Below are 21,043 nucleotides of genomic sequence, written 5' to 3'. Positions count from 1 at the left end.
AGCTACTTTCCGGATTCAGTTTGGTTCATCGGTGCTATCTCAAGCACCGGTGCCGCATCGAGTTCATTTGCATCCATCATGGTGGCGATCCGCTGCATAGACGAAAGTAACAAAGATTGCTCCCATTCCTCTAACTCACAAAAGTTTTGTATAAAGTGCTCTTGCAATGGCTGCGGTGCATCAATTAATAAATTCTTTCCTTGTGAAGACAAAAACAGACTCACGCGACGTTTATCTTGTGCGCTGCGCACCCGCTCTACCAAACCACGGCTCTCCAAACGATCAAGTATGTTGGTCACCGTCGCGGCACTTAAATTAACATGCTTCGCAATTTGGCTCGCCGTGACGCCTTTTACGCGCGCAATTTCCTGCATTATCAACAGCTGTGGGCCAGTCAAACCCGACGACTTATTAAGTTGCTTTGAATGCAAGTCAATGGCGCGGATCACCTTTCTAATTGAGACTAATAGTTCTTCGTACTTTTCCATTTATTAGCGCTACCGAACAATACCAATTTGGCCAGTATAATCGCTTCAGTGACTGTGAACCACAAGAAATCACAATAAGTATCAATAGGCCAAAGGCAACAAACGCGCGACAATATTCAAGCCAAGTTAATATAGAATACCTGCATTTAAAGATAACGGCCGGTGGCTAAGTTAATAACCCGCCGTAAAGACTTTCCCTACATACGTTGCCGACTCAGCTTCATTTATTAGCGCAATTGCAAAGTCTTGCCATGAAATATGTGACTTACCCGTCTCATCAACCAATAACTCGCCTTCGCTGACTCTAAACTGCTCAGTACGAGCGCCTGCACCAATCAATGCCGAAGGGCTAGCATAACTCCAATTTTGATTCTCATGTGTTTCACAATGTTGATATTGCTCAAAACAGGCTTGAGCGATGTCTTTCCATGCAGGGGGGACCAGCGAAGTATCGTTTAAAACCAAGGCACCGTTCGAGTTGGGAACAGTCAAGCAAGCCGCACCGCCAACGAGTAATAAACGAGTGCGAGTTTCACGTAAACCTGTCAGCAGTGACTCAGCAATATCGACAAGTTGCTTTTCCTGCCCCGCCGTTGGCCTCGTTGCACTGATCACCAAATCTTGCTCTTTACTCAAGCGGATCACATCTTGTATGTCATTCACATCACCCACTTGAGCATATGCGTCAGCTGGTAGCTTGGACACTTTACGCAGGTCTCGCGTTACTGCTGTCACTTGATGTCCACGTGCAATTGCCTCACTGACTACCGCCTGACCTATATTACCTGTGGCCCCAAATACTGTGATACGCATGTACTTCTCCTTCCAATTTGTATGCTTAAGAAACACCTCCACTTTAAAAGCATTTTCAATCATAGGAATTAACCTAGGTTTATTTCTGCAAAAAATAAAAATTTCAAATGAATAAACCTAGGTTCATTACAACCTATCCGTTCACGATTAAGCTGGGCACTCAATGAAAACAAGGAATAAACACCATGATTGACATGCAAATCGTAAACGACTATTTGGCTGATTTAGCGCTTACAGAGCATCCACTTAACGCGGATTTTTTAGCGCAGCTACAAAGCCGCCATGTTGCCAAACATACATTCAACAGTGTATCAGCAGTGTTAAAACAACCCTTGCCTTTGGAGGTAGACCATCTGTTCACTAAAATCATCCAAAAGCAATTTGGTGGTTATTGTTTTGAACATAACAAGCTGGTGTTTCATGTCCTGAAAAATTTAGGCTTTGAGGTAAAACTGCTGCTCGCCAAAGTGGTATACAACCGAGATGTAGAAGTACCAAGAACTCACAGAGCAACGCTCGTCACATATCAAGGTACACAGTATTTACTCGATGTTGGCTTTGGACCGCAAGGTGCGGCATTCCCGCTTAAGCTGGTGTTAGATGTACCACAGCAACAAGGGCACATGACCTATCGCATCAGTCAAAATAAAGCCCAAGAGTACTGTTTTGATGTATTAAAGAATGGGGAATATTTCACACTCTACACTTTTGATCTTAACCGCTATAGCGAAGCAGACTGTGAACTTAGTCACTTTTATTCTCACAAGCACCCCAATGCTGCTTTTGTAAACAACTTGGTTGTCAGTAAAAAAACACTTGATGAAACACACTCGCTAAGAAATTGTGAATATCATCATATTACCGCCAGCCACACTGACATCACTGAAATTGATAGCACCGAGCAGCTCCACCAGCTACTTACGGGCGTGTTTTCGCTCAATATTGATGAAGCAATATCCGCCTATTTGTTTAGCAAGTTTGCAAAACCTGCACACCTAAGCTGATCCCTTTACCGAGGTGGAAATTATGAATCACACACTCGCTCAGTCCATACTCCTACTTATGTGGGTCGGCTTACTTTCTTCGTCGTTTGTGGTGTCTGGCAAAGTACTGCCTTACGCCAGTCCGATTGCAGCGACTTGCCTGCGCTTTATCCTGACAAGCCTTTGCCTCGCGCCGCTTATTTGGCGCTCCTGCAACGTCAAACTAACCGCAAAGCAAATCGGACAGTATGCTCTGATCAGTGGGTTTTTAGTGCTGTTTTTTGTCGGCTTATTTGAATCTTTAAAAACCATTACCGCAGAAAAAACGGCGGTCATCTATACCTTACTGCCACTCATCAGTGTGCTTTTGAGTTTTATGTTTATGGGTATTAAAACCTGCACAAGCCAATTACTCGGTTTTTTGATTGGCACCGCCAGCGCTATCTGGATGCTCATCAATGGACAGAATAACCTGCAGGATCTAAGCAATTGGCAATATGGAGACTCTATATTTTTAGCTGCCTGTTTTTGTCTCGCAATACACGTACTTTTGATAAAAAAATGGGCAACCAAACAATCAGCCCTGACCAGCACATTTTATATTGCACTCCTTGGTAGCCTGCTGCTTTTCCCCATAATGCTGTTTTATGGTGACCTTGCACATTTAGTTTGGCAGAGCCACACATTTTGGATATGGCTCATCTACTTAACCTTGTTTACGACACTGGGCACTTTCTTTTTGCAGCAACACTTATTAAAAAAGGTAAGCCCAAATGCTTTTTTAGCCATGACCTATTTAGTGCCCGCGTTTGTGCTCTTTTTTCAAGGCGGATTGTCCCAGTTTATACTTAGCATACCCGCTGTATTAGTTGCATTTTTTGCACTTTACTTGATAACACGTGCACCCTAACATGTTCCTATAAAGTCGTATCATCAAGGAATGTCGTTTGAACATACAACACAAGCTCGCAGATTTCGTCTCTTTTTTCAGCACAGATGGAAGACCACTTTGCGCAGAAGATTTTCAAAAGTATGGCTTACAAGGCAAACTCAAACACTATCCTAAAAATGCCTTACTGATGAGCCAAGGTAGCCCCGCACCCAACTTATTTTTTATCACTCAAGGAGATGTACGCTACTTTAACGTCTCTTCTGAAGGGAAAGAGTTTACTCAAGCTTTTGCAAGCGCACCTTGTATCGCAGGTTCTACTCGCGCTATGACACAAAATACGCCCGCATTATTTAGTATTGAAGCTTTAGATGACGTGATCTGTCTTGAATTTGAGTGGCATACTTTCTTTCACACCATGAAAGCACACCCAGGATTTTTAGAGGCTTATACGCAACTGCTGGAAAACCTATTTATTAAAAAAGAAGAGCGAGAATATGCTTTTGTTCATCACAGTGCAGAGCAAAGATATTTAAACTTTATTGACCGAAACCCTGAACTCAGTGAGCGCGTACCACTCAAAATGGTCGCTTCACACATTGGGATTACCCCCATAGCGCTCAGCCGTATTCGCAGGAAGTTACCATTGTAAACGTTGAAATTAGAGAAAACTAAAACTCATGTAATTATTTTTAGTGTGAAATTTACTCATCATTGAATAAATAATTCATCTAGCACAATACAATTTCTTTCCATTGAGGTAACCTGATAAACCACCATACAAATGGAATGAGGACCATGAGTTTTATATTAACAACACAATGTAGTGACGATATCGGGCTGATAGCTAAAATAACCAGCCTATGCCACGAACATCATTTAAATATTGTTCGTAATAACGAGTTTGTAGACAGAGAAGGTAAGCGCTTTTTTATGCGAACCGAATTAACCGGTACGCCGACCGAGCAGTTTATTTCGCAGCTCCAAGCTAATTTGCCTGATGATGCTCAAGTAAAATTACACAGCCCGACAAAAGTCAAAGTGGTATTACTCGCCACCAAAGAAGCACATTGCTTAGGTGGTGTGTTACTCAAGCAATTTGAAAATGCGCTCAACATTGAAGTGCAAGCCGTTATTGCTAACTACCCGACTTTAGAGCCTCTAGCAAACGCATTTGATGTGCCTTTTCACTGCTTGTCTCATGAAGGTTTAAGCCGCTCAGAGCATGATAAACAGGTAGGCGACTTAATTGAAAGTTACAACCCAGACTTAGTTGGCTTGGCAAAATACATGCGCATTTTAAGCCCTGAATTTGTTGCTCGATTTGAAGACAAGATCATCAACATTCACCACTCATTTTTACCCGCATTCATCGGTGCTAAGCCTTATCATCAAGCATTTGAACGCGGCGTGAAAATCATTGGGGCAACAGCCCATTTCGTCAATAATGAATTAGATGAAGGGCCCATCATCGTGCAGGATGTCACCCAAGTGACCCACGCTGATACAGCAGAGGCAATGGCCAAAATAGGCAGAGATATTGAAAAAACTGTTTTTTGTAAAGCGCTACAGCTGGCTTCAGAGCACAAGCTCTTTATCAATGGTAACAAAACCGTTGTCTTTAAATAACCACATCGCTAATAAGGTGAAAAAGTAGCTTAGTGCTACTTTGCCGCCTCGATTGGTTCTAATTGTAACTTGGAAGCGATTAATACTGCTTGAGTGCGGTTATACACGCCGAGCTTACGAAATATAGCGGTAATATGTGCTTTTACCGTGGCTTCTGAAATATTCAGCTCGTACGCGATTTGCTTGTTTAGTAACCCTTCATGCAAGTACTGTAAAACTTTATATTGCTGTGGAGTAAGTGAAGCAATTTGTTGCGCCAACTCTCTATCTTCTCCATCAAGGTCTTGGATTTGTTCCTTGATATCAGCGGGGAGCCAACTCTCGCCCTCTAAGACTTGCTGTAAAGCACTAACAATATCTTGCGAGGAAGATGCCTTAGGTATGAAGCCCATTGCGCCGTAGCCCATAACTTTAGAGATGACATTCAAATCTTCACTGCCTGAAACCACAACAATAGGCAGGGCTGGATGGTCTTCTCGTATTCTAATAAGGCCATATAAATCACCATTACCTGGCATATGTAAGTCGAGAAGTAGTAAATCTAAGTCATCATACTGAGACAACCGCTGTAATGTTTGCTCAAAGTTTTCTGATTCGATAACTTCAAGGCCTTCAAACTGATTTTGCAAAGCCCCCTTTAACGCTTCTCTAAACAGGGGGTGATCATCCGCAATTAAAAACTGATTCATGCATAGCTCCTAAAAAATCGGCTGTCTTTAGTATAAAGACAGCCGATATAGTACGTTTAGAATTCGCTAAATTTCAAGTTTTTAACGCTCAATTAACGGTTTAAACGATTTTCAATTAATTCATCAACTACAGTTGGGTCTGCAAGTGTCGACGTATCGCCGAGCTGTTGATACTCATTTGCCGCAATTTTACGTAAAATACGACGCATAATTTTACCTGAACGCGTTTTTGGTAAGTCTGGTGACCATTGAATCATATCAGGTGATGCAATTGGGCTTAATTCTTTACGTACCCAACTTCTCACTTCTTTTGTTAGGTCATCAGTGACAACCACGCCTTCATTTGGTGTGACATAAACATAAATGCCCTGACCTTTAATATCATGCGGATAACCCACTACTGCTGCCTCAGCAACGGCTTCGTGAGCAACTAACGCGCTTTCAATTTCAGCCGTACCTAGTCTGTGTCCTGATACATTCAATACGTCATCAACCCGGCCTGTGATCCAGTAATAGCCATCTTCATCACGACGACAGCCGTCTCCTGTGAAGTAAACACCAGGGTAAGCTGAAAAGTAAGTTTGCTCAAAACGCTCATGGTCGCCATACACGGTGCGAGCTTGAGATGGCCAGCTATCTAATATAACTAAATTGCCTTCTGTTGCCCCTTCAAGTGTATTACCTTCAGCATCAAATAATGCCGGTGCAATACCGAAAAATGGACGTGTCGCAGAGCCAGGCTTCATATTTGTTGCACCAGGCAATGGTGTGATCATGATGCCACCGGTTTCGGTTTGCCACCAAGTATCTACAATCGGACACGCGCTATTACCTATTTGCTCGTAGTACCAAGCCCATGCCTCAGGGTTGATTGGTTCACCCACAGATCCCATAATTCTTAAACTTGTGCGTTCAGAACTGGCTGTAGGCTCATCGCCTTTTGCCATCAGGGCACGAATGGCGGTTGGTGCAGTATAAAGAATTGTAACTTGGTGTTTATCAACAACTTCTCCAATACGGCCAGAAGTTGGATAAGTTGGTACACCTTCAAAAATAACTTGTGTGCATCCATTAACCAAAGGACCATAAGCCATGTAACTGTGACCTGTGATCCAACCTACATCAGCAGTACACCAGAAAACGTCATCCTCTTGTAGGTCAAATACATACTCATGTGTCATGGATGCATAGACAAGGTAACCGCCTGTAGTATGTACAACGCCTTTTGGCTGACCTGTTGAACCTGATGTATACAAAATGAAAAGCGGATCTTCTGCATTCATCGGCTCAGGCGCGCACTCGGCCGGCACATCCGCAACCAGCTCATGCCACCAAACGTCATGTGAATTCCACTCAACCTCACCACCCGTTAGCTGATGCACAATAACATGTTCAATGGTCGTGACCGACTCTTGTGATACGGCTTCATCCACATTGGCTTTCAATGGCACAGCATTGCCACCGCGACGACCTTCGTCTGATGTGATCACAACCTTTGCACCTGAGTCTTTAATACGATCCGCAATTGCCGATGGGGAGAAGCCACCAAATATCACAGAATGAATTGCACCTATGCGCGCGCATGCTTGCATGGCATAAATAGCTTGTGGTGTCATTGGCATATAAATAGCGACTCGATCGCCTTTTTCAACACCTAGCTTTTTCAGACCATTCGCTAATTTAGCAACTTCATCATGTAACGTTTGAAAAGTAATGTTTTCACTGTGCTCTGGGTTATCACCTTCCCAGAACATTGCGACCTTATTGGCATTTTTTTCTAAGTGGCGGTCGATACAATTATATGAGGCATTCAACACACCATCTTCGAACCACTTAATACTGATATGGCCTTTTTCAAAAGATGTGTTTTTAACTTTATTATAAGGTGTGAACCAGTCTAGGCGTTTACCATGCTCAGCCCAAAACTCTTCAGGGTTGTCAATAGACTGCTGATACAGTGCTTGATATTGTTCATTATCTACAAGTGCAGCCTGCTTGATCGCTTCAGGTACCGGATAAATGCTCTGTGACATACTCATCTCCATATTAATTACTTGCCTATAACGGCTTCACTCAAGGATCACTTACAAGCAAACGATTAAGTATTAGACCTTAGTTGTAATTGTTGCTTTAAGTTTATCCAAACCAGGAATATTTAACTATAAATTAACGAGCATCAGCATACTGTCTCTCACTCAGTAAGACCAGAAGGACAGTTATGACAAGATAAAAAGAAGTGTAATCAATTATTGCCACACGTATTTTTTGAAAAGATGTGAGCTATTCAACCTTAGTCTCATAGACCAATGGGTAATTGAGTAAATAACAGCCATCAGAAAAAGTGGATGAGAAATAATTCTCTGCATTGCAACGAACAGGCAGTATTATAGGAACAACCTTATGACAACTAAAATTAATATGAACATGAAACTTGCTGCGGTTGCAGTGTCAAGCCTACTCTGTAGCCAAGCTATGGCTGCAAACCTCGAAAATACAGATGTCAGCTACGGTGGTTACATCAAATTGGATGCCATTTGGAGTGACTTTTCAGATGGTACACTAGGCTCTCAGCATATAGGTAGGGACTTTTACGTGCCTGGTACGACACCGGTCACACCTAGCACAGGCGAGGATGCCGTATTTGATATGCACGCACGCCAATCTAGATTTAACTTTGGCACAGCAACAAAGCTAGACGATGGCAGTACCATCAAAACCAAAATTGAATTGGATTTCATCGCATCTGTGGGTGGCAATGAGCGAGTAAGTAACTCATATTCACCGCGTATCAGGCAGGCTTTTGTGACTTACAAAGGCTGGCTGTTTGGCCAAGCCTGGTCAAACTTCCAAAACGTGAGCGCATTACCTGAAACACTTGACTTTGTTGGGCCTGCAGAAGGCACTGTATTCGTACGTCAAGCGATGGCAAAATATACCGTCGGTAACTGGTCATTCTCAGCAGAAAACCCTGAAAGTACAGTAACCACCACCGGCGGTGTTCGTGAAGTCACTGACGATGCCCAAATGCCAGATTTTACCGCTCGCTACAACTATAAAGCAGACTGGGGGCACTTTACCGTTGCCGCTCTAGCAAGGCAGCTAACCTATAAAACAGGTGCTGCTGACGAGTCTGAGAGCTCATTCGGAGTAAGTGCGTCGGGCCGAGTAAACTTTGGTAAAAACAACCTAAAGTTCATGTTAACTCACGGCCAAGGCTTAGGTCGCTACGTCGGCTTAAATGTGGCACATGGCGCTGTGTATGATGGCACTGATTTGCATGCAATAGACTCTACCTCTGGCTTCATTGCATATCAGCACTATTGGAATTCGCAGTGGCGCTCAACATTTTTATATTCTTACTTTAGTGCCGATAATGATGCAAGTTTGCTGAATATTACTGGCGATCCTACTGATATGACTACCAGCTACAGTGCCAACATTTTATATTCACCAGTGAAAAAGCTCACTTTTGGCGCGGAATACAAAATGGCCAACAGAGAAGTTCATAGCGGTGCTGAAGGGGATTTAGACAGACTACAATTTTCAGTTAAATACGCCTTTTAAGTCTCCCTGAAAGGCAAAACAAAAAAACCACCAAATGGTGGTTTTTTTATGTCTTATTCTGACTTTTGCTCTCGGCCTAACAGTGCCATGGCAGCTTCTTTTACATCTTTTTGCTCATAGAGCACTTGATAGATTTGCTCTGTGATCGGCATTTCAATACCGCTGCGTTTAGCCAATAAAAAAACTTCTTTGGTATTGCGATAACCTTCAACGACTTGGCCAATGCTGCTCATTGCATCATCAACACTTTTTCCTTGCCCTAGTGCCAAACCAAACCGCCTATTTCTAGACTGATTGTCGGTACACGTGAGGATTAAGTCGCCTAGTCCTGCCATACCCATAAAAGTTTCCGTCTTTGCACCAAGTGCACATCCTAAACGACATAACTCGGCCAAGCCTCGCGTAATTAGCATGGTCCGCGTGTTAGCCCCAAAGCCAAAGCCATCTGACATGCCAGCACCTATGGCAATCACATTCTTGACTGCACCACCGAGCTGAATACCGATAAAGTCATCATTGCTGTAGACCCTAAACGAACGACTACAATGCAATAAGCTTGCTAGCTCTGTGCGAAGCCCTTCGTCTCTTGCTGAAACAGAAATCGCAGTAGGCAAGCCAGCAGCCATTTCTTTCGCAAAAGTTGGTCCAGACAATACAGCCAAAGGCACAGCTTCACCAAGAACTTCTTTGGCAACTTCTTCTAATAATCTACCTGTATCTGGCTCTAAGCCCTTAGTCGCCCATGCAACCTGTGCACCATTTTGGAGATGAGGTTGAATTTGCTTTAGAGTTTGAGCAAACGCATGACTTGGAACGACAACTAAAACAATTTTGCTTGCTTGAACTGCACGTGCCAGATCACTCTCTAACGTCAAAGACGCAGGAAACTCAATATCGGGAAGGTAGCGTTGGTTTTGACGCTCTACAGCCAATTGTTCTATATCAGCTTGCGTGCGTCCCCATAAAGTTACTCGGTGACCGTTTCGAGCAAAACAAATAGCAAGGGCGGTGCCATAAGACCCCGCCCCTAATACGGTCACAGCAGACTGTGATGTATTCATAAATTATGCGTCAGCTGTTTGCTCTTGTGCTGCACGTTGTTGCATATACTGAGCAAAAAGTGCGTCAAAGTTAACTGGTGCAAGGTTAAGCTGTGGGAAAGTACCACGGTTAACTAAGCTTGCAACAGCTTCACGAGCATAAGGGAAAAGGATGTTAGGGCAGAAAGCACCTAGCATGTGAGCAAGTTGTAGCTCTTCTAGTTCGCCAACAGAGAAGATACCCGCTTGTTGAATTTCACATAGGAATGCAGTTTCTTCACCAATCGTCGCAGTCACTGTTAATGCAAGAACAACTTCAAATACACCTTCGTCTAACTTAGCTGAACGCGTGTCCATATCTAGCTTAACTTCAGGTGTCCACTCTTTTTGGAAAATAGCAGGAGAATTTGGCGTCTCAAAAGATACATCTTTAGTGTAGATACGCTGAATATTGAATTGTGGGCCTTCTTGTTGTTCTGCTGCCGCGTTTTGATTTTGTTCAGTCATTATTATTCCTATAAATTTTTGTTAAACAACACTTAAAATATCTCTAAGTGCTGGAAATTTTTTTATTTCGCTCGACTAAGCCAATAGCTGGCTTAGCTTGCCTTGAGCTTCGAGTGCCATCATATCATCACAACCACCAATGTGCTGCTCATTGATAAAAATTTGTGGCACGGTATGTCCGCCATTGGCTTTTTCGATCATCTCATCACGAAGTTCAGGCTGTACAGCAATATCATATTCTGTATATGTGACGCCTTTGCTATCTAATAGCGCCTTCGCACGATGACAAAACGGACAATAATCTTTAGTGTAGATAACTACATTGTTACTCATTTTTTCACTCCAATTACTTGCCAGTTGTCGTTGGTAATCCTGCACTTTGCCATGAGCTCATACCACCAGAAAGTACATGTAGCTTTTCATAGCCCTGTTGCTTCATTCTTTCAGCAATGTTGTTGGCAGTCATACCTGTATTACACACAAGTATAATGGGCGTTGTTTTGTACTTTTCAAGTCCACCAAAGTCATTTTGTTTTGCTTTGTCGACATTCATCATCTCAGCACCCGCGATCCTACCAGCCGTGAACTCTTTTTTGCCACGCATATCGAGTACTTGGGCATCTTCGCGGTTGATCAACATAGTCAATTGCTGAGGGTTGATCTGACGAATTGATGAAAATAGGCTTTTATACCAGCTGTGTACCAACATGATTGCTAGGACGACCCAGATAATGCTTAATACAGGGTGATTGGTGAAAAAAGTTATATATTGTTCCATGAACCTTGCCACTTAATTAGCAGATAAAACTTACAGTGCAGCGAGTATACGTTTTTACGTCTCTTGGTACAAACCTATTGTCATACACTGTAAGGAAGGTATCTTTAAATTCTCTTTTTAAGCCTCTGATAACAAACATCCACAATCTCTATTCACAGCAAGCTTTATATGAAAGGTGTTACCATTAGATTAATCAATCTTGAACATAAATCACCAGCTTAGGGCTGAATTTTCGAGCTAAACAAGGTATTCTATGCGCCATCTATCGTGCATTTTTCAGGAGCCCAAATGACTACGAAGAAAAAACCACTGGTACTTATCATTTTAGATGGCTGGGGATATAGAGAAGAAACACAAAGCAATGCAATCCTCGCGGCTAATACACCTGTTCTTGATTCGCTATGGCAATCTCAGCCAACAACGCTAATTTCAGGGTCTGGTCTAGATGTCGGTTTGCCTGACGGCCAAATGGGTAACTCTGAAGTAGGTCATGTCAACCTGGGTGCAGGAAGAATCGTATATCAAGACTTTACTCGTATCACCAAAGCCATTGATGATGGTGAGTTTACCCATAATCCAACCTTAGTTAAAAGCATTGATGATGCAGTTGCACAGGGTAAAGCGGTGCACTTAATGGGTCTGCTAAGTCCAGGTGGTGTTCACAGTCATGAAGACCACATTGTCGCCAGTATTGAGCTTGCCGCACAACGCGGTGCCAAAGACATTTATTTCCACGCATTTTTAGATGGTCGTGATACGCCACCACGCAGCGCAAAAGCATCTATCGAGCGTATTGAAGCGCTTTTTGCTCGTCTTGGCACGGGCCGCTTAGCGTCAATTGTTGGTCGCTACTACGCTATGGACCGAGATAATCGCTGGGAGCGTGTTGAGCAGGCCTACAATCTTATGGTGTCTGGTGAAGCAGAATATACGTTTACAGACGGTATAGAAGCATTAGATGCGGCATATCAACGCGATGAAAATGATGAGTTTGTCAAAGCAACAAGTATCACGCCTGAGGGGCTTCAAGCAGCTCAGATCAATGACGGTGATGCAATTCTATTTTTAAACTTCAGGGCAGACCGCGCAAGACAAATGACACGTGCATTTGTCGATGCTGATTTTGCAGGCTTTGAGAAGAAAAAAGCCCCTGCACTTAGCAGCTTTGTCATGATGACGGAATACGCAGCTGACATCAACGCCCCTATCGCATTTGCCCCTGAGAAGTTAAACAATGTACTTGGCGAATGGCTTGCAAAACACAACAAAACACAGCTTCGTATTTCAGAAACAGAAAAGTACGCACACGTTACATTTTTCTTTAGTGGCGGTCGTGAAGACTTATTTAAAGGCGAAAAGCGCGAACTCATTCCTTCTCCGCAAGTAGCAACATACGACTTACAGCCTGAAATGAACTCAGAAATGCTGACAGATAAGCTTATCGATGCCATTCAAGGCGGCGAGTATGATGCCATTATCTGTAACTATCCAAACGGCGACATGGTCGGCCACTCTGGTGTATTTGACGCTGCGGTTAAAGCGTGTGAAGCAGTCGATGACTGTATCGGTCGTGTTGTTGAAGCACTGAAAGAGCATGGTGGCGAAGCACTTATCACAGCTGACCACGGTAATGCTGAGCAAATGCAAGACCCAAGCACAGGGCAGGCACATACTGCACATACCAGCGAACCGGTGCCATTTATATATGTCGGTCGTGATGCTGAGCCACAAGCCAATAAGACACTGAGCGACGTAGCACCAACCATGCTGCATCTCATGGGTCTAGAGCAACCAGCAGAAATGACTGGTTCGCCAATTATGCGCTTAAAATAAGTATGGTAAGAGGTAAACTCGCCAGCTTAGTTTTTGTGATTTCATTGTTCTCGGCCCATGCCGAGGCCAATGAATCACAAACCAAAGCTGATTTAGCTGCGGTTCAGGCAGAATTAAAAAAGAGCCAAGCAGCTTATAAAAAACAACAAGCGTCTTTTAGTGCACTCAAACAGCGCTTGCAATCCTTTGAACTTGAAATTGCCCGTAGTGCAAAAGCGTTGACGCTGACACAACAAGGGATCAGCGAAAACAAACAACAGCAGTACGCTCTAGAACAAGAAGGTTCACAGCTTAATCGCCGCAAAAATAAGTTACAAAAGCTGCTTGCTGCGCAGCTAAAAAGTGCCTACGTCACTGGCAGCCATGACTATTCTAAAATGCTGCTCAACCAACAGAAAACCGCAGCACTCGAGCGCACCATTAGCTACTACGACTACTTTAATAAAGCACGGATCAATCAGTTAGAAGATCTAAAAATGGTCTTTGTTGAGCTAGAAGAAAATCAGCAAGCGCTGGTCAAGTCGCAGCAACAACTTATTGCACTCCTCGAGCAACAACAGATCAGGCAAAATGATTTACAACTTGCGCAAAAGCAGCGTCAAACACATTTAGGCAAGCTGAATAATAAACTGCTTAAAACCCAGTCAGCCATCGCTTACTTAGAAGAAAACGAAACCACCTTAAAAACCACCTTAGAAGCCCTCGCTGAAGTACAAGCACCTTCAGAGGAGGTATTCATTGCCAAATTAGACGGTCTGCAACGTCTAAAAGGAAAATTGTCATGGCCACTACAAGGCAAAATCAAAAAACGGTTTGGCCAACGTAAACACGTAGGTATGAATTGGAAAGGCGTTATGATTGCCGGTAAAACAGGCACTGAAGTCAACAGCGTTGCGCCAGGTCATGTAGTTTATGCGGATTGGCTAAACGGTTTTGGTTGGGTCATTGTCCTTGACCATGGCAAAGGGTTTATGAGCTTATACGGACACGCGCAAACCCTTTTAAAAGATGTTGGCGACCATGTAAACCCTGGGGATGCCATCGCATTAGTGGGACAAAGCGGCGGACAGCAAAATCCTGGGCTATACTTCGAAATACGGCATAAAGGAAGCGCTGTGAATCCAGTTAAATGGTGCAGATCAAGTTAAATGAATAACCTATGCTGCCCCGTCACTAGGAGCAGCATATGAAATACATTGTCTCAATTTCCCCGCCCGATAACCTAAAACGCGCGCACATCTACCTATGCGCATTATTTTTTACCCTTTTATTTTCCTCGGTGCAGGCAAAGCAAATTAGCCATGCACACATGGAAGAGATTCTTTATCACATCCAAACATATTATGTTGAAGAAGTGCCTACATCTCACATAAAGCAACACAATTTCAATGAATTATTTGAGCAGCTAGACCCCTACTCCAAATATCTAAATGAACACGAATTGGAAACTTTGTTCAGTGCCACCAATGGCCGTTACACCGGTATTGGCATTGAAGTTGAAGAAGTGGAAAATCGAATTGTCATTGTTGATACGTTACCGGGCTCGCCAGCTGAGCAAGCGGGCATTGAAGGTGGAGATAAGCTGGTTGCGGTCAATACACATGACGTCACAAATAAAAGCATCTCAGAAGTGTCCAAACTATTAAGAGAAGCCAAACTATCTATTATTCACATTACCATTGAGCGAGAGGAAGCACATGTGACACTGGCATTGAGACGTCAAGAAATCACGCTTGAAAGCGTCACTAGTAAGCTGCTCAAAGGGGATATAGGCTACATTTCTATTTCCTCGTTTAATAACCATAGCTATCATGACGTAGCTAGACACATCAATATGCTGTTTGCACACAGTGGGCTGTCTTTAAAAGGCTTGGTAATCGACTTGAGAGACAATCCTGGAGGGACGCTCAATAGTGCTGTTGCGATTTCGGATTTATTTTTGCAAAGCGGTGTCATTGTCACCACCAAAGGGCGCTTTTTTGATGCTAATCAGAAGTTTTATGCAGTTCAAGGCGACATTTTAAATGGTGCACCCATTTTGGTATTGATCAACAAGCAATCGGCCTCAGCTGCTGAGATTTTAGCCGGTGCACTGCAAGATAATAAGCGCGCACTGATCCTCGGACAAGGCTCATTTGGTAAAGGCTCTGTACAGTCTTTGATCCCGATAGGCAACGGCACAAGCGCACTTAAATTAACAACAGCTCGCTATTATACGCCTTCAGGGCAATCTATTGAGGGGACGGGGATAAAGCCGGATGTAGAATATAGTAAAAACGCCCTATCGAGCCTCAATAAAACAGCTATAATGAGCAACGACAAAGCGAATAAAGACTTATTTACTCGCCTTGAAAAACACTGGCATGCTGCACGTCAACTAGTGGTAAAACAGCAACCTACAGTAAATTAAAGATGATAATGACGCTTTTATCAGTATAAAAATCATGCTAATTTAGGTGATAAGAGCGTCGTTAAATAAACGACCAAAATAAAACATAACAAAAACTGTGATTTAACTTGTGCGCTTAAAACAACTTGCTATTACAGCTCTTTGGCTGTGTGCATTTGCCTGCAATGCTAAGCAAATCGCTATTGTCATTGATGATATTGGAAATCACCAAAGAGACTTGGAGTTACTCAACTTGCCAGGTCAAGTGACTTATGCTCTGCTCCCCCACACGCCATTTTCTCAACATTTTGCCTATCAAGCCGCATTAAAAAAGAAAGAACTTATTCTGCACATTCCAATGCAGTCTTTAGATAATAAAGCCCTAGGCCCTGGCGGTTTAACACTGGATATGCAAAAGTGGCAATTGCAAAAGACGCTGGGGCATGCGCTATCTAGCCTCCCCCACGTAAAAGGCGTTAACAACCACATGGGATCGGCACTGACTCAACACGCAGAAGCCATGAAATGGACTATGGAAGTACTGAAAAAGCGTGATCTGTACTTTTTAGATAGCCGCACGACCCCCTATAGTCAGGCGCAGACTGCAGCTAACCTCTACGGTGTTGATAATGTCGCAAGGCACGTATTTTTAGACAATGAGCTCGATCATTCACAATTAGCTATACAACTTAATCAGCTTAAAACCATCGCAACAGAACAAGGGTATGCAATAGGCATTGCCCATCCTTACCCACAAACACATCAGTTTTTAAATCGCGCACTACAAGATTTGCAAGTACAAGGGTTTGAGCTAGTCCCCCTATCAACGCTCGTAGAAAATAAATCCATTCGACTGGCTACACTGCAAAAACCAAATAACTTAACGCCATAGGTTCGTTGATATGATGACCACTTTCTTGATCTAAACGCAGGAAAACAACGCTATTATCAGTTATACCTAAAAGTAAGCTTTACTGATAGGAAAAAACTATGCTGCACACTGTTGAACAATTAATGACGCCAGATCCATTAGCAGTAAAATCTACGCATACCCTGCATGATGCACACAATTTGATGCGAGAAAAGAATATTAGACATATCCCAGTCATTGATGACGACGGCCACTTAGTTGGTATGTTGACGCAAAAGATCATGATTGCCAAAGTCATGAACATTTTATCGACCTACGGCAACTTAGCGCTAGAACGAAAAGAAAAACAAGAAAAGGTCAGTGAAGTAATGGCAGAAGATTTTGTCAGTGTAACGCCCTCGCAAAGTCTACATGAGGTCGTGACCTATTTTGTCGAAAATCGCCATGGCTGTATGCCTGTGGTTGATGAACACAAAAAGCTTTTGGGGATTTTAACCTCTTCTGACTTTGTACGCCTTGCCGCAGCACTGCTCTCTTAATTTCAAACCAAGTAAAAAAGCCTCTATCTAGAGGCTTTTAACGAAGCATTAAGCTTTTGCAATCAAGGTACGTGCGACTGTTCGCATACCCATAGTCGTTGCGCCAGATGCCCACTGTGCACCGGCATTGTTTTGAAAGCTTGCCGCAAGGTCAATGTGAACCCAACCTTGGCCTTCATTCGGCACAAAACGCGATAAGAAACCAGCAGCATTAGATGCGCCGCCGTAACCACCGCCTTTTTGTGCACGGCTGTTTGCAGTATCAGCATACGCTGAAGGGCAGTTATTTTGGTGCCACTTTTCTAATGGTAATGGCCATGCAGCCTCAAATTCTTCACTAGCAAATTGCTGCACTTCACCAACCAACTCTTTGTCTAGGCCAAACAGCGCATTGTACTCTTGACCAACAGCCATTAGCGCCGCACCAGTGAGTGTTGCCGCATCAATGATCAATGGCGCACCCGTTTCACCAGCAGCCATTAAGCCATCAGCAAGTACTAAACGACCTTCCGCATCTGTGTTCACAATCTCAACTGTTGTGCCATTTTTATAAGTTAAGATGTCACCTAGCTTATATGCATGGCCTGAGATTAAGTTTTCTGCACAGCACAAGAACAACTTAATACGTTTATCTATACCACGCTCGATTGCCAACGCAAGGCCCGCAGTCACTGTCGCTGCGCCACCCATGTCACACTTCATCGTCAACATGCCTTCGCTCGGCTTGATTGAGTAACCGCCTGAATCGAATGTGATCCCTTTACCCACAAGCGCTGCGCTCACAGGCGCATCTTCATCACCCGTAGGGTTAAAATCTAATTCAAGTAGTACTGGCGCGCGTTCGCTACCACGACCTACTTCATGGATACCAATCCACTGATGCTCTAATAGCGCATCACCTTTAATGATTTGATAGCTGACATGCTCAGGTGCCAAAGATTGAATAAATTCAGCTGCTTTGCCAGCAAGACTCTCAGGATAAATATCTTCAGCAGTACCATTGATCATTTGGCGCATCCAAGTCGCCGCTTGCTTTAGTGCTTGTAATTCTTTTAAATCTGACTGTGCGTTTTCAGCAAAAGTAACCGGATCAAGCTGTTTTGGACTCACAAAGCCCTGATAAAACGCCCACTGAGACTCAGTGCACCATGCCTCACCACTTAACGCTACCGCAGGGATCCCCTGTTGTGCTAGGCTACGAGCCGCTTTTTGAATATGCTTTAGTGTCTCTTGCTCAGCTAAATGAATAATTGCACCCTGCTCGTCAAATGACAGTGATGCATTATTGCCCCAATGTGTTGCAGGCGCTTGTTCACTTAAGCGAACAATAAATTTATCAGACATATAGGTTTTCACTCTTACGCTTGTTGTTGCTTGTCAGTGTACACTAGCAGACCCATAGCCCCAAAACGAATGCGACTAAACAATGAAATTTTCATCTCAACTCCAAAGTGCCACGCTGATCAAGCGATATAAACGGTTTTTGGTCGACCTACGTACCAATGACAATGAAGAGTTCACAGTGCACTGTGCAAACACAGGTAAAATGACAGGATGTGCAGATAGCGGCTTCAAGGCCTATTACTCTACTAGCGACAACAAAAAGCGTAAGTACCCTCATTCATTGGAGTTAACTGAGAATAATCTAGGTCATCTTATCTGCGTCAACACTGGGGTTGCAAATAAGGTAGCTTATGAAGCTATAGAAGAAAATCGTATTGAAGAACTTGCCGGTTATGACGAGATAAAAAGTGAAATAAAGTATGGCCATGAAAATAGCCGTATCGATATTTTACTCTCAAGCGATGGCAAACCTGATTGCTACGTCGAAGTTAAATCTGTGACTTTATTAGAACAAGGTCAAGGTTACTTCCCTGATGCACAAACAGTTCGCGGTCAAAAGCACCTTAGAGAGTTGATCCATATAAAAAAACAAGGCCTGCGTGCCGTGCTATTATTTATAGTTATGCACGATGGGATCGAATCTGTCCAAGCGGCGGCGCATATAGATAAAAAATATGCCCAATTATTGGCAGAAGCGAAAAGCGAAGGGGTTGAAATATATGCATATAAAGCACAAATCACCCCAGCTGAGGTTAAAGTAATTAAACAAGTATCTGTACTCAATACTTGAAAAAAAAATCTTTACCCACATATATCAGCCGTTAAAAACATCACCCCAACGGCTTGCTTACAAACAGAGGCAATGCAAAAAGTGTTTGCTAAGGGTTGAAGATTTTGCTATTTATAGCCGCCGGCGTTAGCTGGGGTTGTTTATTAAGGATTTAGGAGAATGCTATGCCAGACCAAAAAAAACTAGGGTTATTGGCTCAGGCCGGTTTAGAACCTTACCAAGAAAAGCCGGGCGAAGAATACATGGGCGAGGCACAGCTAGCTCATTTTAAAAAAATATTAGAAGCATGGCGTAATGACCTTCGTAACGAAGTAGACCGCACCATGACTCACATGCAAGATGAAGCGGCAAATTTCCCTGATCCCGTTGACCGTGCAGCGCAAGAAGAAGAATTTTCTCTTGAATTGCGTACACGTGACCGTGAGCGCAAGCTGATCAAGAAAATTGAAAAAACGTTACAGCTGATTGAAGAAGATGATTTTGGTTTCTGTAACTCTTGCGGTATTGAGATTGGCATCCGTCGTTTAGAGGCTCGTCCAACTGCAGATCTATGTGTGGATTGTAAAACACTTGCTGAGATAAAAGAAAAACAGCAAGGTAGAGGTTAAGCCGAGTAATTAATCTGTAAGTTAGATAGATTAAACTCAGCAGTTATGCAGACCCCACAGAAAAAAGACCCAGAGCAGAATCACCTTTTCGCTCTGGGTACGTCTTCAGATTATCGAGGACGCTTTGCCCCCTCACCTTCCGGCGCACTTCATTTTGGTTCATTAATCGCTGCCTTAGCGAGTTATATCGATGCCAAAGCGAACCACGGAAAATGGTTAGTCAGAATGGAAGACATTGATACACCTCGCGTTGTTAGAGGTGCAGCTGATGATATTCTTGCCACACTTGAAGCCTACGGATTGTATTGGGATGAAGAAGTAGTTTATCAAAGCCAAAGACACTCTCTTTATCAAGATATCTTAACCGACTTAATGTCCACTTCAGATGTGTATGCATGTACCTGTACCCGAAAGCAAATTAAACAACGTGGCGGATTTTATGATAACCATTGCCGTGTCTCACAAAACCAATTTGAGAACAATGCACTGCGGTTAAAACAGAACTTTCCGGTATACCAATTTGAAGATGCGCTGCAAGGTCGTGTTTCTATACCTGAACTCATCGCTCTAGAAGACTATATTGTGAAGCGCCGTGATGGTCTTTACGCATATCAATTGGTTGTTGTGGTCGATGATATAGAACAAAAAATTAGCCATGTTGTACGCGGAGCCGACTTGCTTGAGCCAACGGCAAGGCAGTTAAGTTTATTCAACCAACTCAACGCAACACCACCTAGCTATTTACATGTACCATTGGCGGTTGCTGAGCCCGGTTTTAAACTTTCTAAACAAAACCATGCACCGGCAATCGATAATAAAATGCCACTACCCGCCCTTAAAGCCGCACTGTCGTTTTTAGGTTACGAACTTAAAGTACTCAATCAAATCGATGATATTGCAGATATGCTCCAATGGGCAATCTCGACTTATAAGCGTAACATCCTGCCCCCAAACAGAGAAATCCAAGTTCAGCAACGCTCTCCATTGGAGTATCAATTTAACCCGTTGTAACATTTTCATAGCGCCGATAGCTATCACCTAACTCAAAGACGTTTTCCATAATTTAGAATGTGAATCAGTCACAATAAATCACGAATGGTTGTTGCTATGAAGAAAATAAACCCTATGAACCAATTAATATTTCATCTTCACCGATTTGGTTGAAAATTTAATCGCTAATTCATGTCTGAAACTTCAATTTCAAGGCGTTTGAGTATATGATAGCGAGCCTTATTAAATCGCCTACACTTTAGAAAAAATAAAGCGATGTGCGAGATAAAACTATCAGG

Annotated in this window: 22 protein-coding genes; 13 read left to right on the top strand and 9 right to left on the bottom strand. The window is 43.1% G+C overall.

Translation table 11 applies throughout. The features are described from left to right. Nucleotides 1-2 precede the first annotated feature (2 nt). Together QNM16_RS16475 and QNM16_RS16470 are read right to left on the bottom strand one after the other, a co-directional pair. Complete coding sequence (locus tag QNM16_RS16475; RefSeq protein ID WP_284021515.1) at nucleotides 3-488, bottom strand: MarR family winged helix-turn-helix transcriptional regulator; 486 nt, start codon at nucleotides 486-488, stop codon at nucleotides 3-5. A 171-nt stretch (nucleotides 489-659) separates the two neighbouring features. Continuing rightward, a complete protein-coding gene (locus QNM16_RS16470; RefSeq protein ID WP_284021514.1) occupies nucleotides 660-1,301 on the bottom strand; it encodes an NAD(P)-dependent oxidoreductase in 642 nt (213 codons plus the stop codon). A gap of 185 nt (nucleotides 1,302-1,486) precedes the next feature. Here QNM16_RS16470 and QNM16_RS16465 point away from each other — a divergent pair, with 185 nt between their 5' ends. The 4 genes from QNM16_RS16465 to purU all read left to right on the top strand — a co-directional run bounded on the left by QNM16_RS16465 (nucleotide 1,487) and on the right by purU (nucleotide 4,802). After that, nucleotides 1,487-2,305, top strand: a complete 819-nt coding sequence (locus QNM16_RS16465) for an arylamine N-acetyltransferase family protein (RefSeq protein ID WP_284021513.1) — start codon at nucleotides 1,487-1,489, stop codon at nucleotides 2,303-2,305. Nucleotides 2,306-2,327: 22 nt separating this feature from the next. Continuing rightward, nucleotides 2,328-3,194 carry a DMT family transporter gene (locus tag QNM16_RS16460; protein ID WP_284021512.1) on the top strand — a complete coding sequence of 289 codons (867 nt, stop codon included), beginning with the start codon at nucleotides 2,328-2,330 and terminating at the stop codon, nucleotides 3,192-3,194. A 37-nt stretch (nucleotides 3,195-3,231) separates the two neighbouring features. Next, a complete protein-coding gene (locus QNM16_RS16455) occupies nucleotides 3,232-3,825 on the top strand; it encodes a Crp/Fnr family transcriptional regulator (RefSeq protein WP_284021511.1) in 594 nt (197 codons plus the stop codon). Between the two features lie 146 nt (nucleotides 3,826-3,971). After that, a complete protein-coding gene (gene purU, locus QNM16_RS16450; RefSeq protein WP_284021510.1) occupies nucleotides 3,972-4,802 on the top strand; it encodes a formyltetrahydrofolate deformylase in 831 nt (276 codons plus the stop codon). Between the two features lie 35 nt (nucleotides 4,803-4,837). Here purU and QNM16_RS16445 read toward each other — a convergent pair whose 3' ends face one another. Both QNM16_RS16445 and acs read right to left on the bottom strand, forming a co-directional pair. Next, on the bottom strand, nucleotides 4,838-5,491 hold the full coding sequence (locus QNM16_RS16445; RefSeq protein ID WP_284021509.1) for a response regulator transcription factor: 654 nt from the start codon (nucleotides 5,489-5,491) through the stop codon (nucleotides 4,838-4,840). A 92-nt stretch (nucleotides 5,492-5,583) separates the two neighbouring features. Next, nucleotides 5,584-7,524 carry an acetate--CoA ligase gene (gene acs / locus QNM16_RS16440; protein ID WP_284021508.1) on the bottom strand — a complete coding sequence of 647 codons (1,941 nt, stop codon included), beginning with the start codon at nucleotides 7,522-7,524 and terminating at the stop codon, nucleotides 5,584-5,586. Between the two features lie 367 nt (nucleotides 7,525-7,891). On the opposite strand from acs, the gene QNM16_RS16435 reads away from it, so the two are divergent. Beyond that, nucleotides 7,892-9,055 (top strand): DcaP family trimeric outer membrane transporter, encoded by a 1,164-nt coding sequence (locus QNM16_RS16435; protein WP_284021507.1) that lies wholly within the window; start codon nucleotides 7,892-7,894, stop codon nucleotides 9,053-9,055. Between the two features lie 53 nt (nucleotides 9,056-9,108). Here the strand turns inward: QNM16_RS16435 and gpsA are convergent, their stop codons facing one another. The 4 genes from gpsA to QNM16_RS16415 all read right to left on the bottom strand — a co-directional run bounded on the left by gpsA (nucleotide 9,109) and on the right by QNM16_RS16415 (nucleotide 11,380). Further along, nucleotides 9,109-10,116 carry an NAD(P)H-dependent glycerol-3-phosphate dehydrogenase gene (gene gpsA, locus QNM16_RS16430; protein WP_284021506.1) on the bottom strand — a complete coding sequence of 336 codons (1,008 nt, stop codon included), beginning with the start codon at nucleotides 10,114-10,116 and terminating at the stop codon, nucleotides 9,109-9,111. 3 nt (nucleotides 10,117-10,119) lie between these two features. Then, on the bottom strand, nucleotides 10,120-10,602 hold the full coding sequence (secB, locus tag QNM16_RS16425) for a protein-export chaperone SecB (RefSeq protein ID WP_063361015.1): 483 nt from the start codon (nucleotides 10,600-10,602) through the stop codon (nucleotides 10,120-10,122). 75 nt (nucleotides 10,603-10,677) lie between these two features. Continuing rightward, nucleotides 10,678-10,935, bottom strand: a complete 258-nt coding sequence (gene grxC / locus QNM16_RS16420; protein WP_284021505.1) for a glutaredoxin 3 — start codon at nucleotides 10,933-10,935, stop codon at nucleotides 10,678-10,680. A gap of 13 nt (nucleotides 10,936-10,948) precedes the next feature. Then, nucleotides 10,949-11,380 carry a rhodanese-like domain-containing protein gene (locus QNM16_RS16415; protein ID WP_237137034.1) on the bottom strand — a complete coding sequence of 144 codons (432 nt, stop codon included), beginning with the start codon at nucleotides 11,378-11,380 and terminating at the stop codon, nucleotides 10,949-10,951. Nucleotides 11,381-11,668: 288 nt separating this feature from the next. Here QNM16_RS16415 and gpmM point away from each other — a divergent pair, with 288 nt between their 5' ends. The 5 genes from gpmM (at nucleotide 11,669) to QNM16_RS16390 (ending at nucleotide 17,012) form a co-directional block, all read left to right on the top strand. Continuing rightward, complete coding sequence (gene gpmM, locus QNM16_RS16410) at nucleotides 11,669-13,213, top strand: 2,3-bisphosphoglycerate-independent phosphoglycerate mutase (RefSeq protein WP_284021504.1); 1,545 nt, start codon at nucleotides 11,669-11,671, stop codon at nucleotides 13,211-13,213. Between the two features lie 2 nt (nucleotides 13,214-13,215). Further along, complete coding sequence (locus QNM16_RS16405) at nucleotides 13,216-14,361, top strand: murein hydrolase activator EnvC family protein (RefSeq protein WP_284021503.1); 1,146 nt, start codon at nucleotides 13,216-13,218, stop codon at nucleotides 14,359-14,361. 38 nt (nucleotides 14,362-14,399) lie between these two features. After that, complete coding sequence (locus tag QNM16_RS16400; protein WP_284021502.1) at nucleotides 14,400-15,623, top strand: S41 family peptidase; 1,224 nt, start codon at nucleotides 14,400-14,402, stop codon at nucleotides 15,621-15,623. Nucleotides 15,624-15,732: 109 nt separating this feature from the next. After that, on the top strand, nucleotides 15,733-16,494 hold the full coding sequence (locus QNM16_RS16395) for a divergent polysaccharide deacetylase family protein (RefSeq protein ID WP_284021501.1): 762 nt from the start codon (nucleotides 15,733-15,735) through the stop codon (nucleotides 16,492-16,494). A 98-nt stretch (nucleotides 16,495-16,592) separates the two neighbouring features. Then, nucleotides 16,593-17,012, top strand: a complete 420-nt coding sequence (locus tag QNM16_RS16390; protein WP_284021500.1) for a CBS domain-containing protein — start codon at nucleotides 16,593-16,595, stop codon at nucleotides 17,010-17,012. A 48-nt stretch (nucleotides 17,013-17,060) separates the two neighbouring features. Here QNM16_RS16390 and pepB read toward each other — a convergent pair whose 3' ends face one another. After that, nucleotides 17,061-18,356 (bottom strand): aminopeptidase PepB, encoded by a 1,296-nt coding sequence (gene pepB, locus QNM16_RS16385; RefSeq protein ID WP_063361022.1) that lies wholly within the window; start codon nucleotides 18,354-18,356, stop codon nucleotides 17,061-17,063. 82 nt (nucleotides 18,357-18,438) lie between these two features. On the opposite strand from pepB, the gene sfsA reads away from it, so the two are divergent. From sfsA to gluQRS, 3 genes are all read left to right on the top strand, one after another. Further along, nucleotides 18,439-19,146 carry a DNA/RNA nuclease SfsA gene (gene sfsA, locus QNM16_RS16380; protein WP_284021499.1) on the top strand — a complete coding sequence of 236 codons (708 nt, stop codon included), beginning with the start codon at nucleotides 18,439-18,441 and terminating at the stop codon, nucleotides 19,144-19,146. Between the two features lie 164 nt (nucleotides 19,147-19,310). After that, complete coding sequence (gene dksA / locus QNM16_RS16375; RefSeq protein WP_039611892.1) at nucleotides 19,311-19,754, top strand: RNA polymerase-binding protein DksA; 444 nt, start codon at nucleotides 19,311-19,313, stop codon at nucleotides 19,752-19,754. A 45-nt stretch (nucleotides 19,755-19,799) separates the two neighbouring features. Beyond that, entirely contained in the window at nucleotides 19,800-20,765 is a 966-nt protein-coding gene (gene gluQRS / locus QNM16_RS16370) for a tRNA glutamyl-Q(34) synthetase GluQRS (protein WP_284021498.1), read from the top strand. The last annotated feature ends 278 nt before the right edge of the window (nucleotides 20,766-21,043 follow it).

It is taken from the genome of Pseudoalteromonas umbrosa, assembly GCF_030125375.1.
Lineage (GTDB): Bacteria > Pseudomonadota > Gammaproteobacteria > Enterobacterales > Alteromonadaceae > Pseudoalteromonas > Pseudoalteromonas umbrosa.
Note: the sequence above shows the minus strand (reverse complement) of the source record. Positions and strands in the feature narration are given on the sequence as shown.

Excerpts from the sequence above, each read along its gene's own strand:
- QNM16_RS16475 (WP_284021515.1), bottom strand. The coding sequence starts at position 488 with ATGGAAAAGTACGAAGAACTATTAGTCTCAATTAGAAAGGTGATCCGC.
- QNM16_RS16470 (WP_284021514.1), bottom strand. The coding sequence starts at position 1,301 with ATGCGTATCACAGTATTTGGGGCCACAGGTAATATAGGTCAGGCGGTA.
- QNM16_RS16465 (WP_284021513.1), top strand. The coding sequence starts at position 1,487 with ATGATTGACATGCAAATCGTAAACGACTATTTGGCTGATTTAGCGCTT.
- QNM16_RS16460 (WP_284021512.1), top strand. The coding sequence starts at position 2,328 with ATGAATCACACACTCGCTCAGTCCATACTCCTACTTATGTGGGTCGGC.
- purU (WP_284021510.1), top strand. The coding sequence starts at position 3,972 with ATGAGTTTTATATTAACAACACAATGTAGTGACGATATCGGGCTGATA.
- QNM16_RS16445 (WP_284021509.1), bottom strand. The coding sequence starts at position 5,491 with ATGAATCAGTTTTTAATTGCGGATGATCACCCCCTGTTTAGAGAAGCG.
- acs (WP_284021508.1), bottom strand. The coding sequence starts at position 7,524 with ATGTCACAGAGCATTTATCCGGTACCTGAAGCGATCAAGCAGGCTGCA.
- QNM16_RS16435 (WP_284021507.1), top strand. The coding sequence starts at position 7,892 with ATGACAACTAAAATTAATATGAACATGAAACTTGCTGCGGTTGCAGTG.
- gpsA (WP_284021506.1), bottom strand. The coding sequence starts at position 10,116 with ATGAATACATCACAGTCTGCTGTGACCGTATTAGGGGCGGGGTCTTAT.
- secB (WP_063361015.1), bottom strand. The coding sequence starts at position 10,602 with ATGACTGAACAAAATCAAAACGCGGCAGCAGAACAACAAGAAGGCCCA.
- grxC (WP_284021505.1), bottom strand. The coding sequence starts at position 10,935 with ATGAGTAACAATGTAGTTATCTACACTAAAGATTATTGTCCGTTTTGT.
- QNM16_RS16415 (WP_237137034.1), bottom strand. The coding sequence starts at position 11,380 with ATGGAACAATATATAACTTTTTTCACCAATCACCCTGTATTAAGCATT.
- gpmM (WP_284021504.1), top strand. The coding sequence starts at position 11,669 with ATGACTACGAAGAAAAAACCACTGGTACTTATCATTTTAGATGGCTGG.
- QNM16_RS16405 (WP_284021503.1), top strand. The coding sequence starts at position 13,216 with ATGGTAAGAGGTAAACTCGCCAGCTTAGTTTTTGTGATTTCATTGTTC.
- QNM16_RS16400 (WP_284021502.1), top strand. The coding sequence starts at position 14,400 with ATGAAATACATTGTCTCAATTTCCCCGCCCGATAACCTAAAACGCGCG.
- QNM16_RS16390 (WP_284021500.1), top strand. The coding sequence starts at position 16,593 with ATGCTGCACACTGTTGAACAATTAATGACGCCAGATCCATTAGCAGTA.
- pepB (WP_063361022.1), bottom strand. The coding sequence starts at position 18,356 with ATGTCTGATAAATTTATTGTTCGCTTAAGTGAACAAGCGCCTGCAACA.
- sfsA (WP_284021499.1), top strand. The coding sequence starts at position 18,439 with ATGAAATTTTCATCTCAACTCCAAAGTGCCACGCTGATCAAGCGATAT.
- dksA (WP_039611892.1), top strand. The coding sequence starts at position 19,311 with ATGCCAGACCAAAAAAAACTAGGGTTATTGGCTCAGGCCGGTTTAGAA.
- gluQRS (WP_284021498.1), top strand. The coding sequence starts at position 19,800 with ATGCAGACCCCACAGAAAAAAGACCCAGAGCAGAATCACCTTTTCGCT.